This window comes from Barnesiella propionica (assembly GCF_025567045.1).
Classification (GTDB): Bacteria; Bacteroidota; Bacteroidia; order Bacteroidales; family Barnesiellaceae; genus Barnesiella_B; species Barnesiella_B propionica.
On record NZ_JAOQJK010000008.1, the window covers coordinates 105,988 to 122,992 of the forward strand.

Annotated in this window: 14 protein-coding genes and 3 tRNA genes; 5 read left to right on the plus strand and 12 right to left on the minus strand. The window is 40.0% G+C overall.

The features are described from left to right. Nucleotides 1-16: 16 nt before the first annotated feature. The 5 genes from gyrB to OCV73_RS11345 all read right to left on the minus strand — a co-directional run bounded on the left by gyrB (nt 17) and on the right by OCV73_RS11345 (nt 3,235). Nucleotides 17-1,972: a DNA topoisomerase (ATP-hydrolyzing) subunit B gene (gene gyrB / locus OCV73_RS11325; RefSeq protein ID WP_147552280.1), complete on the minus strand. Its 1,956-nt coding sequence runs from the start codon at nt 1,970-1,972 to the stop codon at nt 17-19. Nucleotides 1,973-2,185: 213 nt separating this feature from the next. Beyond that, nucleotides 2,186-2,260 (minus strand) — tRNA-Glu (locus tag OCV73_RS11330). Nucleotides 2,261-2,306: 46 nt separating this feature from the next. Continuing rightward, nucleotides 2,307-2,558 (minus strand): 30S ribosomal protein S20, encoded by a 252-nt coding sequence (gene rpsT, locus OCV73_RS11335; protein ID WP_147552282.1) that lies wholly within the window; start codon nt 2,556-2,558, stop codon nt 2,307-2,309. 37 nt (nt 2,559-2,595) lie between these two features. Further along, nucleotides 2,596-2,667: transfer RNA gene (locus tag OCV73_RS11340), tRNA-Glu, on the minus strand. Nucleotides 2,668-2,842: 175 nt separating this feature from the next. Then, nucleotides 2,843-3,235, minus strand: a complete 393-nt coding sequence (locus tag OCV73_RS11345) for a DUF2721 domain-containing protein (RefSeq protein WP_147552284.1) — start codon at nt 3,233-3,235, stop codon at nt 2,843-2,845. Between the two features lie 128 nt (nt 3,236-3,363). Here OCV73_RS11345 and recO point away from each other — a divergent pair, with 128 nt between their 5' ends. Next, a complete protein-coding gene (recO, locus tag OCV73_RS11350; RefSeq protein WP_147552286.1) occupies nt 3,364-4,089 on the plus strand; it encodes a DNA repair protein RecO in 726 nt (241 codons plus the stop codon). A 59-nt stretch (nt 4,090-4,148) separates the two neighbouring features. Further along, a tRNA-Arg gene (locus OCV73_RS11355) sits at nt 4,149-4,220 on the plus strand. Nucleotides 4,221-4,333: 113 nt separating this feature from the next. Here the strand turns inward: OCV73_RS11355 and secDF are convergent. Further along, a complete protein-coding gene (gene secDF, locus OCV73_RS11360; RefSeq protein ID WP_147552288.1) occupies nt 4,334-7,318 on the minus strand; it encodes a protein translocase subunit SecDF in 2,985 nt (994 codons plus the stop codon). A gap of 215 nt (nt 7,319-7,533) precedes the next feature. On the opposite strand from secDF, the gene OCV73_RS11365 reads away from it, so the two are divergent. Both OCV73_RS11365 and OCV73_RS11370 read left to right on the plus strand, forming a co-directional pair. Continuing rightward, nucleotides 7,534-9,501, plus strand: coding sequence for an Ig-like domain-containing domain (locus OCV73_RS11365; RefSeq protein ID WP_147552290.1), 1,968 nt, complete (start codon nt 7,534-7,536; stop codon nt 9,499-9,501). Further along, a complete protein-coding gene (locus OCV73_RS11370) occupies nt 9,440-10,243 on the plus strand; it encodes a DUF3108 domain-containing protein (RefSeq protein WP_147552292.1) in 804 nt (267 codons plus the stop codon). The genes OCV73_RS11365 and OCV73_RS11370 overlap by 62 nt, the downstream gene beginning before the upstream one ends. A gap of 64 nt (nt 10,244-10,307) precedes the next feature. On the opposite strand, the gene cysS is transcribed toward OCV73_RS11370, so the two are convergent. The 5 genes from cysS to OCV73_RS11395 form a co-directional block, all read right to left on the minus strand. Continuing rightward, nucleotides 10,308-11,783 (minus strand): cysteine--tRNA ligase, encoded by a 1,476-nt coding sequence (gene cysS, locus OCV73_RS11375; protein ID WP_147552293.1) that lies wholly within the window; start codon nt 11,781-11,783, stop codon nt 10,308-10,310. Between the two features lie 77 nt (nt 11,784-11,860). Continuing rightward, nucleotides 11,861-12,175 (minus strand): DUF3467 domain-containing protein, encoded by a 315-nt coding sequence (locus OCV73_RS11380; RefSeq protein WP_147552295.1) that lies wholly within the window; start codon nt 12,173-12,175, stop codon nt 11,861-11,863. 21 nt (nt 12,176-12,196) lie between these two features. After that, nucleotides 12,197-12,859 carry a NigD1/NigD2 family lipoprotein gene (locus tag OCV73_RS11385; RefSeq protein WP_167551259.1) on the minus strand — a complete coding sequence of 221 codons (663 nt, stop codon included), beginning with the start codon at nt 12,857-12,859 and terminating at the stop codon, nt 12,197-12,199. After that, nucleotides 12,852-13,529: an ABC transporter ATP-binding protein gene (locus OCV73_RS11390; RefSeq protein ID WP_147552299.1), complete on the minus strand. Its 678-nt coding sequence runs from the start codon at nt 13,527-13,529 to the stop codon at nt 12,852-12,854. Before OCV73_RS11390 ends, OCV73_RS11385 begins: the two co-directional genes overlap by 8 nt. Continuing rightward, nucleotides 13,526-14,245, minus strand: a complete 720-nt coding sequence (locus OCV73_RS11395; RefSeq protein WP_147552301.1) for a tRNA threonylcarbamoyladenosine dehydratase — start codon at nt 14,243-14,245, stop codon at nt 13,526-13,528. Before OCV73_RS11395 ends, OCV73_RS11390 begins: the two co-directional genes overlap by 4 nt. A 246-nt stretch (nt 14,246-14,491) precedes the next feature. Between OCV73_RS11395 and OCV73_RS11400 the strand changes: the two genes are divergently transcribed. Further along, entirely contained in the window at nt 14,492-14,785 is a 294-nt protein-coding gene (locus OCV73_RS11400; protein WP_147552303.1) for a hypothetical protein, read from the plus strand. Nucleotides 14,786-14,832: 47 nt separating this feature from the next. Here the strand turns inward: OCV73_RS11400 and OCV73_RS11405 are convergent, their stop codons facing one another. After that, nucleotides 14,833-16,998 carry a cation:proton antiporter gene (locus OCV73_RS11405; protein WP_262512957.1) on the minus strand — a complete coding sequence of 722 codons (2,166 nt, stop codon included), beginning with the start codon at nt 16,996-16,998 and terminating at the stop codon, nt 14,833-14,835. Nucleotides 16,999-17,005: the final 7 nt, after the last annotated feature.

The following is a 17,005-nucleotide window of genomic DNA, read 5'->3' on the forward strand; positions in this document are numbered from 1 at the left end:
CTATTAATAATTTAGTTTAAGCATCGATGTTTGCGTAAACAGCGTTCGATTCAATAAAATCGCGTCGTGGAGCAACATCCTCTCCCATGAGCATTGAGAATATGCGGTCGGCCTCAGCCGCATTGTCAATGTGCACCTGTTTTAACATACGGTTTTCAGGATCCATTGTAGTTTCCCATAACTGATGGGGGTTCATTTCTCCTAAACCTTTATAACGTTGTATATCTATTTTCTTTTCGTCCCCATCGGCATATTTCATGATAAATTGTTGCCGTTGCTGTTCGTTCCAGCAATATTCCGCTATTTTTCCTTTTTGTGCCTTACATAGGTATAAAGGGGGAGTTGCAATATACAGATATCCATTTTCAATCAGCGGACGCATACGGCGAAAGAAGAATGTCATAAGCAGGGTTGCTATATGGCTTCCGTCTACGTCGGCATCGGTCATGATTATGATTTTATGATAACGTAGTTTTTCTATATTCGTTTCTTTCGAGTCATCTTCGGTTCCTATAGTTACTCCCAGAGCCTTAAAAATATTACTGATTTCCTGGCTTTCGAAAACTTTATGATCCATGGCTTTCTCTACATTCAGGATTTTACCGCGCAGGGGAAGAATCGCCTGGAACGTACGGTCCCGCCCTTGCTTTGCAGAACCTCCGGCGGAGTCACCCTCGACCAGGAATATTTCGCATTCTTCGGGTTTGCGTGATGAACAGTCGGCTAATTTCCCGGGAAGACCTCCTAATGACATGGGAGTCTTTCGCTGTACCATTTCACGCGCACGACGGGCTGCATGACGGGCTGTAGCGGCAACGATCACTTTTTCTACGATGGTCTTGGCCTGTTTGGGGTTTTCTTCCAGATAATTGCGCAAAGCTTCACTCACCGCAATATCTACGGCTCCGATTACTTCATTATTTCCGAGTTTTGTTTTTGTCTGGCCTTCGAACTGAGGTTCCATGACTTTTACGGAGATTACGGCTGTAAGTCCTTCCCGGAAGTCATCGCTGCTAATTTCAACTTTGACTTTTTCAAGCATTTTCGAATCTTCGGCATATTTCTTTAACGTACGGGTAAGTCCTCTACGAAATCCGGCAAGATGCGTACCTCCTTCTATCGTATTGATATTGTTTACGTAGGAAAATACATTTTCATTATAAGTTGTATTGTAAGTCATGGCGACTTCCACAGGTACGCCTTGACGTTCGGTCGAAATATGAATTACGTCGTTAATGAGAGATTCTTTTGACGAATCTATATACCGGACGAATTCTTTCAATCCTTCCTTGGAATAGAACGTTTCGCCTTTGAACTCTCCGTTTTCTTTTTGGACTCTCTTATCAGTCAGTGCCAATGAAATGCCCGCATTTAAGAATGCCAGGTCGCGTAGGCGTGAAGCTAATATTTCATATTGATATGCGGTTTCCAGAAAAATACTGTTGTCCGGTTTGAATGTAATAGTTGTTCCTGTCTGGTCGGTAGAACCTATAATCTCGACGTCATGTAAAGCTTTACCACAAGAAAACTCTTGCATATATATTTTGCCTTCCCGTCTGATCTCAGCGCGCAGGTAGGTCGATAATGCGTTTACGCATGACACACCTACGCCGTGGAGTCCTCCCGATACTTTATAAGAACCTTTGTCGAATTTACCACCGGCATGCAATACCGTTAATACTACTTCGAGGGCTGACTTATGTTCTTTCTCGTGCATATCTACGGGTATGCCCCGTCCGTTATCGATAACAGTAATGGAGTTGTCTTCATTTATGTAGACTTCAATATGTGTGGCATATCCTGCTAAAGCTTCGTCGATGGAATTATCCACTACTTCGTATACAAGATGATGCAGACCTTTTATTCCGGTATCGCCTATGTACATTGACGGGCGTTTTCTTACGGCTTCTAATCCTTCCAGTACCTGAATACTGTCCGCTGAATAATTTTTGTTTTCGAGTTCTTCCGACATTTTATTTTGAATGTGATTTATTAATGTTATTTCTGCGCAGTTTATATTGACAAAGCGCTTGTAAATCTTTGAAACAGCGTATAAAAAGTTGTTTCATAACGCAAACAAAGTTACGAAAAAAAGTTGAAATCAAGAAGTAAAATGAAGTTTTGTTTTGCAAGAAAAAGGAGGGAAATAATATATAAAAAAGCGTTGAATAAATAATTCAACGCCTGGTAGCCCATAGGAGAATCGAACTCCTCTTTCAAGAATGAAAATCTTGCGTCCTAACCGATAGACGAATGGGCCATCGTTATAATGAGCATATGCTATTGCATATTGCCAATAGGCCGTATTACAATTTATTTACGTGTAAAGCCAGCTTAGATTTCAGATTTGAGGCTTTGTTTTTGTGGATAACGTTCTTTTTAGCCAGTTTATCCAACATAGAACTTACTTTAACGTACATAGCAGCAGCATCCTCTTTTACAGTGGTAGCACGCAGTTTTCTAACGGCGTTTCTTGCTGTTTTCGCATAAAATCTGTTACGTAAGTTTCTAACCTGCGTTTCTCTGATCCTTTTTTCTGATGATTTGTGATTTGCCATCGCAATTATCTCCTTTAATTTTGTCAGTTATTTATTGTAGCCCATAGGAGAATCGAACTCCTCTTTCAAGAATGAAAATCTTGCGTCCTAACCGATAGACGAATGGGCCATTTGGGGCGAAAGATCTTACTGTGATTATAAGAGTGCTTTCTTGAAATGCGAGTGCAAATATAGAGGTGTTTTTTGAATTGACAAAATTTTTGATTGAAAAATATTATTTTTACCGTCGTTTTTGACTGTTATTTTATTCTTAATGCTTATTAAACACAGGTTTATATAACATTTCATTTTTTCATTTCCCCTAAATACGTTTCCAAAGCATGTGTCGAAATCATAAGTTCGCGTATAGATAAGAATAATGAAAGGATAAGACAAAGTAACGAGACGCCGAAAGTAATGACTGCTGTGATGCGCCAGTGTATATATAAGAACAGCATACAGATAACACTTGTCAATAAGCTGCTTATTCCTAATATTTGCATACTTCGGGTGAGGTATAATCTTCGGGTAAGATTGTCTATCTGTGTTGCGGTGACGATACTGGGATTTGTGTCATAATCTTTTTTCAGGGTACGTACTACCTGTGCATATGACAGGAACCGATTCGTATAGGCAAGCATGATAAGAGATACCGCCGAGAATAATAACGAGGGTGTGGTGAGGGTGAGTTCTTCCATTGTGTAATAATTTATTAATAATAAAAGGGGTAATATATCTATTTTGTTCTGTGGGAATGAAAAAAAGAATATAGGGTATTCCGTCATTCATCCGGAACGATTATTTTTGCAAGATAAATAAAAATGTGATGCTGGAAAAGACAAAAGGCGTAGTTTTGCATACATTCGCATATAACGATAAAATCTCTATTTCTCATGTTTATACCGAGAAATATGGGAAAATGTCCTATATGCTTCCACAGGCCCAGGGGAAAAAAGCAAGGGCATTACGTACCCTTTTTATGCCTTTTTCATTGTTGGACATGGATGTAGAGACGAAACCGGCACGAGAGATACAAAGGATACGTGAAGCGCGTATCTGGTTTTCATTACCTTCGATCCAGTCCGATCCTGTAAAGAATGCTGAAACTTTGTTCTTGACAGAATTATTGGTCCAGGTATTAAGAGAGCCGGAAGCAAATCCTTCTTTTTTTTCTTTTCTGGTTCGTTCGGTGCAGTTTTTCGATATGATAGAAGAAGGCAAGGCTAATTTCCATTTGTGTTTTCTTTTGCAATTAACCGGTTTTCTGGGTTTTAGCCCGAATACGGATGAATATGTTCCGGGATCAAGATTTGATATGCTTAACGGTGTATTTACTGATAGGTTACCGGATCATCCGTACTTGTTAGATGTGTCCGAATCGTTATCGTTCATGCAGCTAATGAGAATGGATTTTTCTAACTTTAAATATTTCCACTTTTCCCGGGAACAGCGCAGAAATATTCTGGAACGTATTTTGGTATATTATCGATTACATCACCCCGGTATGCCGGAATTGAAATCTCCGGAAATTTTAAAGGCTTTGTTTGACTAAACCTTTGAAGGGCTTTGCTGGTATGGATTTTTATTGTACTTTTGCGCATACATTTTGACGCCTCTGTAGTTCAATGGATAGAATCGCGGTTTCCTAAACCGTTGATCCGGGTTCGATTCCCGGCGGAGGTACTAACGGGTATTACCATCTCACATTCGGTAATATCCGTTTTTTAATTCATATAAGAGGGTATAAAAAAGGGAAACCGCATATGCGATTTCCCTTTTCGTATGTAAGTTTATATTTATTTTTTGCTGGTCGCTTCTTTTGAAGCTTTTCTCTCAATACTTCTTTTTTGTATAGAATATGCCAACGGGGTAGCAACATATAAAGTTGCACATGTCCCGATGATAACACCGAACAACATCGCAAATGTAAAGCTGCGGATCGTATCACCACCCAGGATAAATATACAGAGCAGTACGATTGCTGTCGTACTTGATGTATTAATAGTACGTGGTAATGTACTGTTCAACGCTTCATTAATTACCGAACCTCTGTCCCGTTTAGGATAAAGATGAGTAACTTCCCTGATACGGTCGAACACAACCACGGTATCATTTACAGAATAACCTATTACCGTAAGAATTGCTGCAATAAATGACTGGTCGATTTCCATTGAGAATGGCAAGATGCCGTAAAGCAGAGAGTAAAGTCCGATGATCATAAACGCGGTAAAGGCAACCGATGCCAGCGTTCCGATACTGAATGATATATCGCGGAAACGCAGCAGGATATATAATGCCATGGCGATCAATGAAAGTATTACCGCCCAGAATGCTCCGGTTTTTATATCGTCTGCAATACTCGGTCCCACTTTTTGAGTACTCATTATGTTTTCTGCTTTGAATTCATCCTGAGTTTTGTCTCCGATTTTACTCTTAAGTCCGTTATATAATTTAGTTTCAATTTCTTTGTCTATGTTTTCATCATTCTCAAGAATGCGGTAGTTGGTAGAAATACGGACTTGATTATCAGTTGTAATAGTAATGACCGATAATGAGCTGCCTTCGAAAGAAGGTTTTAACATATCGGCTATTTCAACAGTGTTTACCGGCTGATCGAAGCGTACGATATAGTTACGTCCTCCTGAGAAGTCGATACCTTGATTGAGACCTCTTATTCCCAATGAGATAGTGCTCACTAAAATCATGGCTAATACTATCCCGTAACCAATCTTGCGGAATCCCAAGAAATTAATGTGCGTATGGGCCAAGAAGTTTTTAGATAGAGCAGTAGTGAAGGTGACATTTTTAAACCAACCTTTGTTAGTGCCTGCTTCAAAAATAAGGCGTGTAATAAATACAGCCGTAAAGAAAGAAGACAAAATACCGATGATAAGTGTAGTTGCAAAACCTTTAATCGGGCCGGTTCCGTATATCAGCAGGATGAAGCCGGTGATAACGGAGGTCAGGTTTGAGTCGAAAATAGCTGAGAATGCATTTTTGTAACCGTCGGCAATTGATGATTTTAGATTTTTACCTAAACGAAGTTCTTCTTTGGATCGTTCGAAAATAAGCACATTGGCATCGACGGCCATGCCTAATGAAAGAACTAAACCGGCAATACCGGAAAGGGTAAGTACCGCTTGTAGCGATGCCAGTATCCCCATTGTGAAAAATAAGTTCAGGATTAATCCTAAATTGGCTATAATACCCGGAATTACACCGTACATACTTATCATATAAATCATCAACAAGATAAGAGCTACGGCAAAAGAGATGAGTCCGCTTTGGATAGCCTCTTGTCCCAATGACGGGCCAATAATATCTTCTTGAACTATACTAACGGCTGCGGCCATTTTACCCGATTTCAGTACATTAGCCAAGTCTTTCGCTTCTTCAGGAGAGAAACCTCCGGTGATTTGAGAACTACCGCCAGAAATCGCTGTATTAACATTCGGGAAAGAATAAACTTGGTTATCCAATACGATAGCGATAGATCTTCCTATGTTGTCTCTGGTAAGTTTTTCCCAGATTTTAGCACCTTCGGCATTCATGCTCATACTTACCACAGAACCTTGAAGCTTGTCAAAATCGTCCCGGGCATCGGTAATTACATCACCACCCAGTGGAGCTTTGCCGCCTTTGCTGGATTTTAAAGCGATCAACTGATAATAAGTATCTTTTTCGTCGATAGCTTTTACGGTCCAACGGAAAATAAGATCGCTAGGAAGTATTTCACGAACTTGTTTCATGCTGAGAAGACGGTTTATTTCCGCTGTATCGTTGCGGTGCGCTATACCGGCAACAGGACCTGCTTCGGAAACATGCTCGAAGTTGAGAAGAGAGAAAAGCGGATTTTGTTTTCTCATCAAGTCTTTGCTTTTTTGATCTGCGTTATCTGCCAGTTTATTTTTCAGATCGGCCATTGCTTTTGTCGTATCTGTATTGGCAGTTTCGGCAACGACTGTTTCTTCAACAGCAATTACAGCTGCTGTATCTGTCGCATTCGTTTCGCTACTTGCTTCTATAAGAGCCAGCGCGTTATTAGCAGCCTGGAGTTTATTGAAAATCTCGCCTAAACGGTAAGTTTCCCAGAATTCCAAGTTAGCACTTCCTTGTAGTAGTTTACGAACACGTTCAGGTTCCTTGATGCCGGGAAGTTCCACCAGAATACGTCCGTCTTTTTCAAGACGTTGTATATTAGGAGCAACTACACCGAAACGGTCGATACGTGTACGAAGTACATTATATGAATTGTCGATGGCACTGTTCAGTTCATTGCGTAATACATTGACTACCTCATCGTTACTTGAGTTAGGAGCAATTTTGTCTTTTAACTGATAAGTACTGAAAATAGCTGCGAGCTTAACGTTCGGATCAAGTTTTTTGTACTCGCTGAGGAATGAGCTGATAAAATCCTTATTGTCCGCCTGGTTTGCAACGGCAGCAGCAATTGCCTTGTTGAAGTTAACGTCCGGGTTATTATTTGAGAGAGACTTGAGTACGTCCGCTACAGATATCTGTAATGTTACGTTCATACCACCTTTGAGGTCAAGTCCCAGACCCACTTCCATTTCACGGCACTGTTGGTAGGTATAATACCACCAGTAAACTTTTTCGGTAGAGATAGAGTCGATGTATTGTTTATATTTCACGGGATCACCGTTTGCATATGCTTCTGCCTTTTTATTGTAATGTCTTGTGACCAATGAAAAGGAGAGATAGAACAAACAAACCAATGAAAGTAATACAGCAACGACTCTGATAAATCCTTTGTTCTGCATGTGATTAATTAGTTTATGATTTTATATTAATTGTTCTCAATAATTTTACGTATTTTTATCAAGGTGCAAATATATATTTTTTTTTCTTTCGATTAGCAATTATCCCCGATTTATTTGTTGTTTATTCAGTATTAATATACAGATGTGGCAGGTATATGGTGGATAATCGTACTTTTTTGTATCTTTACGGTTTCAAAATCTTATGGTAGAGTGAAATGAAAAATTTCAAAAGTTATTCCGGTTTTCGTGGTTTTGTATGGCTTTGGGTCGTTTTTGCGGCTTGGCTCATATCTTCTTGTGCCAATATAGCCCGTCCGGGGGGAGGACCTAAGGACGTCGATCCGCCTGTTTTTATCCGGAGTCTTCCCGAACCGAACGCCGTGAATGTTAACAAAAATAAGATTGAGATATATTTTGACGAGATTATTCAGGTAGAAAAACCATCGGAGAAGATAATTATTTCGCCTCCTCAAAGGGAAATGCCCGATATTAAAACGTCGTCCCGGAAAATAACGATAGAGTTAAAAGATTCGTTGTTGCCGAACACGACCTACACGATAGATTTCGCTGATGCCATTGCAGATAATAATGAAAAGAATGTATTGAATAATTTCTCTTATTCTTTTGCCACCGGAAATACGATAGATTCTTTACAGATATCGGGAATTCTTTTGAATGCTGCCGATTTGGAACCTGTGACGGGTATGTATGTAGGTTTGCATTCTAATTTGGATGATTCCGCTTTTCATAAGTTGCCTTTTGAGCGAATTGCCAGTACAGATGCTTTGGGGCATTTTACGATACGGAATGTAGCACCGGGAAGTTACAGGTTGTTTGCCCTGAAAGATTTGAACCGCGATTTTAAATTCGATAACCCCAGTGAAGATATAGCTTTTTATGATAGTATCGTCATACCCAGGGCAGAAGTGAAGATACATATTGATACGATTTGGGCAGATAGCGTAACGATCGATACGATCATACCGCATCGGCTTACTCATTTTTATCCGAATGATATTTTGTTGAGCGTTTTTAATGAAGAATTCAAATCGCAATATCTGGAAAAAAACGAACGTAAAGACCGTCGGCGTCTTGATCTTTATTTTTCGGCACCGGCCGAATCATTGCCTGTTTTAAAACCTTTGAATTTCGAACAAGATGACTGGTTCGTTTTAGAGAAGAGTTCTCATAACGATACATTGCAGTATTGGATAAAAGATTCGTTGGTATACAATATGGATACATTGTTGTTTGCTGCTGAATATTTGCGTACCGATTCGTTGCAGCAGCTGTCGATGTTCCGGGATACCTTAAAATTTATAATGAAACCGGTTCGAGTACCTAAGGTTAAGAAAAAAGATGAGAAAAACGATACAATTCCTCCTGTTGTATTGTTGAATATGTCCCCGGCTGTTCCTCCTGTTTTGGATATTTATGCAGGTTTGTCTTTTTTGATGGGGGAGCCTGTTGACGAATATCATCCTGAAATGGTACATTTAGATCAAAAACAAGATACTTTATGGGTACCTGTAGAGGGATTTTCCCTGTCTCGCGATTCTTTGCTTGAAAGGCGTTTTCTCCTGAATTATAAGTGGAAACCGGGTACGGAATATCAGGTACGGATTGATTCCACTGCTTTTGTGAGCATATACGGACCACATACAAAAAGTTATGTACAAGCCTTTAAAGTGAAATCGCTGGAAGAGTATTCCAATTTATATATTGCTGTCCACGGTACAGACGACCCTGCTGTAATGGAATTACTTAATAGTTCGGATAAGGTGGTGCGGAGTGTTCCGGTAAAAAAAGGCGGTGCGGAATTTATGTATTTAACTCCCGGTATATATTATGCGAGGTTATTTCTGGACCGGAATAACAATGGAAAATTCGACACCGGGAATTATGATGCGAAGCGTCAACCCGAAGAAATGTTTTACTATAATCAGAAATTGGATTTAAAAGCGAACTGGGATGTGGAACAAGATTGGGACATTTATGTTTTGCCGGTAGACCAGCAAAAGCCTGATGCAATTAAAAAGAATAAGCCCAAGGAAAAAACTCCGGTGACTGAAGAGAATGAAGAAGAGGATGATAATTATAGTAACCAACAAATGAACGGATATGGATATGGTCAGCAAAATATACCGGGCCGGCAAAATTACGGCGGTAATTATAATTATTAATTTTCTGTTTTTTACAAGTGGGGCGGTTACTGCTTTTGCCCAGTGCCCTGTTAAGACGGATTTTAAAGATGAAATGTTGCCTTATGATGTAATATATCAATGGGGTATTCTTTGGAAGCGTGCCGCGGAAGCAAGTCTAAGTCTGGAAGTTTCCCCTCTCAATTACAAGTCTGTCCTTACTGCACGGACCCTTTCATTCGCCGATGCCATATTTCCGGTGAGAGATACGCTTATATCGGTCATGAAACGCCAGGATATGGCTCCGTTATACTATGCAAAGATTGCCAATGAAGACGGAACGTACCGGAAAGATGAAGTCAAATATATTTATAATGCCGGAAATTGTATTGGCGACATAACTTTATACAGGCCGAAAAGAAATGCAGTCGAGCATTATACGGCGGTGGTCGAGAATTGTGCGTATGACATGTTGAGTGTGTTTTATCTTATTCGTACGATCGATTTTGCCGGGTTTAAGATGAATCAGGTAATAGAAACGAAGATATTCAGCGGTAAGAGTGTGGAACATTTGAAAATAGAATATCTCGGTCGTACCATACTTAAACAAAATAAGAAAGAGTATAATGCCTATAAAATAGCTTTCCGTTTCTCGGACGAAAGCGGTAAAAAAGTAAGTGATAATATATGGGCTTGGATTAGTGAAGATGCTGGGCGCATACCATTGAGAGTCGAGGGTAAATTACCTATCGGTACGATGAGAGCCGAATATAAAGGGTGGTAAATAAATACAAAATGCCGCTTGAAGTTTTTCCTTCAAGCGGCATTTTTGTTGAATAAAAGCCCGCTTATTTAAGTTTCCATTCGGAGCCTTCTTTCGTATCTTTTATTTCAAAACCTATTTCGGTGAGTTTATCCCTTATGAAATCCGAAGTAGCCCAGTCTTTACGTAACTTGGCTTCTTTACGTATCTCCATCATGAGATCTACCGCTTGTTTATAGGCTTTATTGCTTTCGTCGCTATCTCCTTTATTCTCTTCTTTCAGGCCCAGTACATCGAACATGAATATCCTGAAAGTTTCTTTCAGTTCCTGAAGATCCTGCTCAGTGATGGTTTCATTTCCTGCCAGGATGTTGTTGATAATGCGTACTCCTTCAAACAAATGGGATATGACGATAGGAGTACTTAAGTCATCATTCATTGCTTCATAACACCGTTCCCGCAAAGAAGTTATGTTTACGCTGGAAGTTTCGGATACTTGTATTCTGGACAGGTTATTCCAGCCTTCCATTAACCGGGACAGGGCTTTTTCCGAGGCCTGTAATGCTTCGTTGCTGAAATCTACTGTACTGCGGTAATGAGCCTGCAAAATAAAAAACCGGATCGTCATAGGAGAGTACGCTTGTGTCAGCAATTTGTGCTTTCCCGTAAAGAATTCGTCCAGCGTAATGAAGTTTCCTAATGATTTGCCCATTTTCTGGCCATTGATGGTAATCATGTTATTATGCATCCAGTAATGTACCGTTTCTTTTCCTTGTGCGGCTACCGATTGGGCGATTTCACATTCATGATGGGGGAAGAGCAAGTCCATTCCACCTCCGTGAATGTCGAATTCTTCACCGAGATATTTGGTTCCCATGGTAGAGCATTCGAGATGCCATCCGGGGAAGCCGTCACTCCAAGGAGAGGGCCAGCGCATGATATGTTCCGGAGAGGCTTTTTTCCAGAGAGCAAAATCGAAACTGTTGTGTTTTTCGGTTTGCCCGTCCAGTTCGCGGGTAGTATTTAAGAGTTCCTCGATATTCCTTCCCGATAATTTCCCGTAATGGTATTTTTTGTTATATTTTTCAACATCGAAATATACCGATCCGTTACTGATATAGGCGAATCCGGTATCTATGATTTTTTTGATGTATTCAATCTGTTCTATAATATGTCCCGACGCATGAGGTTCGATACTGGGTGGCAATACGTTAAGGGCATCCATGGCCTTATGATACCGGTTCAGGTAATATTGAACCACTTCCATAGGCTCCAGTTGTTCAAGTCTCGCTTTTTTTGCGATTTTATCTTCTCCTTCATCCGCATCGTTCTCGAGGTGGCCTACATCGGTAATGTTTCTTACATACCGGACTTTATATCCCAGATGTAATAGATACCGGAAAAGAACGTCGAAAGTGATTGCCGGCCTGGCATGCCCCAGATGACCGTCTCCATATACCGTAGGTCCGCATACATACATTCCTACATAAGGAGGATTGATAGGGATGAATTGTTCTTTCTTGCGTGAAAGAGTATTATAAACATATAAAGGATGCTCCATTTTTTGAAAAATTTGTATTGGATGCAAAGATAACAATAAAATACCGGAAATTTCCAGACGTAAATTTACTTTTTATATCAGGCTTGTCCACCCGGAGCCATAAATGGCGGAATATTATTCGCATCGGGATCGATTACACGTATAGGGCCGAACTGGGCTTCATATTTCATTACATTTTCTTGTAATGCGAAAAGCAGTCGTTTTGCATGTTCGGCCGTAAGCACGATACGGGATTTTACCGGAGCTTTGGGTACTCCTGGCATCATGCGTATAAAATCAATGACAAACTCTGAAGACGAGTGTGAAATGATAGCGAGATTAGAATAAACACCTTCTGCCATTTCCGGAGACAGTTCGATCTGTATCTCTTTTTTTTCCTGATTATTGTCCATAGGTATTAATGATTAATGTTATTATTCTTTTTTTAATCTGAAATAGTAATATTTTTCGGGGTAATTTATATTATTGACATATACTTTCAGTATTTTACACGGCCTGTTTTTTAATGCGCCTATGTAATATGACGAAACGGAATTGCTCCAGTACCCGGGAGGATCGTTCCTCCGGTTATGACGTATTTCTGCAACTATAGTGTCATTCATTAATTTATCTTTTTCTGTGACGAGTATTTGTGAATGTGGTATATTATGAAATTCGCTTTGATATTTAATATTCAGGTAATCGCCCGATTTCCAGATGCTGTTTAACCGTATTGTGTCATTTTGCAGTAATTTCATTAACTCGGGAGTTGCGCCTCTCAGCGAATCCGATAAAATACGGGAAAGTCCTTTGATCGTGATATAATATTCTTTATCATTAATCGCTTCGTCCTTAATATACTGGAGCATGACTCTGGTTCCGTCCTTAATATTATTGAGGGATAGTCGCTCGGTTGGGATTAAAGACTGCGATTCTTCTTTGTCTTTTTCCAGAATAAAATAAGCCGGGATATTGTTTGCCTGATAGGTAACAATATCGAGCCGGAAAGGACCATAGTCATAAGAAGGTTCTTTTTCGCAAGATAGGAGTAGTCCGGCGAGTAGGAAGGCTATGATATGGTTCTGGAATTTATTCATGTATTGTTTTATTTTCATGGGAAACAATGAGGCCGTCTTTCATTTGTATAACACGGTCGGTAATTTTAGCTAATGACTCATCGTGCGTTACTATAACAAAAGTATGATTAAATTCGTTTCTCAAATCAAAAAATAGTTTATGCAGTTCTATCTTGTGTTGTGTGTCCAGGCTGCCCGAAGGCTCGTCCGCAAGGATTACCGACGGATGATTTATCAGAGCTCTTGCTACGGCTACTCTTTGTTTTTCTCCTCCTGAAAGTTGTGCCGGTTTGTGTTGTGACCGGTCACTCAGATTCAGGAATGCCAGTATCTCTTTTGCTCTTTTTTTTGCTTCAGAGCTGCTTGTTTTACGAATGAGGGCCGGGATCATTACATTTTCCAGCGCGGTAAATTCTGGTAAAAGTTGATGAAACTGAAAGACAAAACCTATATTCCGGTTCCTGAATGCAGCCAGTTGTTTTTCTCCCAGATCTCCTACGCGTATTCCATCGAAAATGATTTCTCCCTTATCCGGTTTTTCCAAGGTTCCGGTTATTTGAAGCAAAGTGGTTTTTCCGGCTCCGCTTGGGCCTACTATCGAAACTATTTCGCCTTGTTGTATTGTGGCGTTTATTCCTTTTAATACTTCCAGCTGACCGTAACTTTTATGTATGTCTTTGATTTCTATCATGCTTGCGTAATTTTTTGGATGACATAAGATGCCATATAGCAGCCGAACATGGCCGGCATATACGAAATAGTGCCTACAGTTGATTTTTTATTTCTTTCTTCTTCAGTACGTATAATGGCGTTCCTATTGGTTTGTTCTGTGGAAAAAACAACTTTTACCCCTTTTGTTATTCCCATTTCCCGCAATCGGTGACGTACCGCTTTTGCCAGAGAACAGTGGTATGTGTCCGAAATATCGGCATATCTGATTTGAGTGGGGTCTATTCTGCCTCCTGCACCCATAGAAGAGATGATTTTGATCTTTCGTTTTATGCAACGATATATAAGAGATACCTTCGGAGCTAAAGTATCTATGGCATCTACTACAAAATCCGGTTTTTCCGAATCGAGAAGAGAATCTATCGAATCGGGTTCCAGAAAAGAGTGTATAAAATGTAGATGTAATTCGGGATTAATATCTATTAATCTTTCAGCAAGTACTTTTACTTTTTCAGTTGCAAGAGTGCTGTGTAGCGCTATTAGTTGACGGTTGATGTTGGACATCGTTATTACGTCTCCGTCAACTATGGATAGGGTATGGATTCCTGCTCGTACGAGCATTTCTGCGGCGTAGGCTCCGACTCCTCCAACTCCTACGACCAGTATGCGTGCGGTATGTAATTTTTCCAGTTTTTCGTCACCCAGTAATTGACGGGTACGGGATAGCCATTCTTCCATACGTTATAATAGTATTCTTTGTTACGAAGATAATGTTTTTTCTTGAAATAGACCTTATGCATAATGAATTCTTGGATGTACGGGTCGAGGAGGATATTGGTTCCGGACTGTGATTCCGGCGGTTTCCGGATCGGCGGGAGAACGTAGCATCTTTATTTTTTCTTTAAAAAACATTATTGGGAAGATCGGATAGAAAAAAACATATTATATTTACCGGACATAAATCAAATTGTAAAGGAAAAGAAGATGAAGAAGTTATTAATAATGGGTTGCATTGTTATTATGTCAATGTTTGCCGGGGATATAGTGGCTCAAAATACGGCCAAGAGGGAAAAAAAGGTTAGAATGGAACAAACTTGTAGAGCTAAATGTCCCCAAACTAAGACAGAATGTTGCGAGCCAAAGGCTAAAGAATTTTGTGTGCGGGATCAGCAATGTTGTGTGCAGAGTCAGGAGTGTCCGAATACAAAGCTGAATTGCAAAGCGAATAAAAAATGTCCTCAGGTAGTGGAGAAAAAAACCGTCAAAATGAAAAAATAAATCGTATGATTAATTGAAAAGGGATGAAATTGATTTCATCTCTTTTTTTATGACTTTATTTCTATTTTTTTCTTACGGTTCCTGTGTGTCCATTTTTTCTTTTTTACGATAAGCCGGTGGAAGAAAGAGCGCAGACCAAAGAATCGGGGAGAGTTGCTTTGTACGTCATTTAATAGAGGATCGGTAAAATAGGTGATTTCGTCATTGCTTTCGAATTGTTCCGGATATAATACCACCAGATTGTTATTAGCAAAGTATTTAGACAGAAAAGAGGGAATGGCCTCGAAATCGGTATTGAAAGATACCGATGTGCGTCTGGCACTTATGACAATGAATAGGTCGTCGTCCAGTACTTCATTTGCCAGCATAATTATATTGTCCCAGCATTCCAGAGTTTCGAATTCGTTCCGGATATGGTATCTTCCTGTTTTAAGTACAGTTTTAAGAGGACCTATGGTGTCGGGATGTGCATAAAATATAGCCCGGCATCCTATTTGTTTGGTCATGTTGGCGATGCGGTCCACCCACTTGGCGAATCCTGTTTCATATTCCGCTTTATGAGGTACGGCTATAATGATGCGGGTTATAGTATTAATGGGGATGATAAATTTTGAGATAATAATCATTTTTCGTGTACTTTTCAGTAATGATTCTATTTTAGAACCGAAAAATGAATCGACGATATTTGCTTTCTGATGCAAGCCTACCACCAGTTCCGAAATATTATGCTCTTTCATGGTATGGATAATGCCGCTGGTTATATTCATATCATACCGTGATATGGGGACTAGGTTTGTGTCGGCAGATGAAGCTACTTTGGCTGCTGTTTCCAGTGTCGTTTTTGCCGTATATGAATTGCCTGTACGGCTGTCGTCCGTGACATGTAGAGCATATATTTCGCTTTTTTTTCGGGGACTTTTAAGTAAAAGCGCCAGGTTTATCAGATTTTCTATGGTTTGGGGATTGGATATAGGGATAAGTATACGTTCTTCTCCTGTGTCGTATTTCAAATCATTATCATCTTCGTTTTGCAACTTCATGGCCATTTCTTTTGCTGCTTTTTCTGTCACAATGGAGCTGATGATACATGTCAGCAAGATCATGACGATTGTGCCGTTAAGAATACTTTCATTAAATAGTCCTATTTCATATCCGATGATAACGGCTGCAAGGGTGGCCGCCGCTTGTGCATTACTGAGTCCGAATATCATGCGACGGTCGAGGGCGGATAATTTGAATGTTTTTTGTTGCAGCCATGCGGCGATCCATTTGCACGTTGTCGCTACAATAGTCATGTTTGCTGCTACAAACAGAGTATCCCAGTTTTGAAATACGACACGGAGGTCGATGAGCATACCTACCCCGATAAGAAAATAAGGGATGAACAGTGCATTACCGACAAATTCGATTCTGTTCATCAAGGGTGAAACTCCGGGGATATATCTGTTAAGGACGATACCTGCCAGAAATGCTCCGAGTATGCCTTCCAATTCTATTAATTCTGCCAGCCAAGACGCCAGAAAGACGAGGGCCAGTATAAATATGAACTGAGTAATATTGTCATTATATGTTTTGAAAAACCAGCGTGTAAGTCTGGGATAAGTGTATACGATAGCTAAGCTGTAGAGAGTAATATATATAATCAGTTTTACTCCAAAAAGATGTGTCAGGTTTCCCCGTACTATTCCGGCAATGACGGCCAGGATTATCAGTGCCCCTAAAACTGTGAATATAGTACCTGCAATGGTTACGGTAACGGATGTGTTACGGGTCACGCCGTAGCGGCTTACGATAGGATAGGCGATCAATGTGTGCGAAGCGTACATGCTGGCCAGAAGAATGGAGGTTGTCCAATTCAGATTCAGAGTGTAATAACTGATGATTGTACCCAGGAGCATAGGTATCATAAATGTATAAAAGCCGAAAACCAACCCTTGCTTTTTGTTTTTCTTAAAATCGTACATATCTATTTCCAGTCCGGCCAGGAACATAAGATATAATATGCCAACATTCCCGAATATCTCGAAACTGCTGTCTCTTGCCAGCAAATTTAAACCGTAAGGTCCTACGATAATTCCGGCTATAATGAGACCTATGATATGGGGAATTCTTAAACGATTCAGTAAAATAGGAGCGAATAGTATAATAATCAGTACAATAAAGAATATTAGTACCGGATTCGTAATGGGTAATGCGGTCATTATACTATCCATATATATG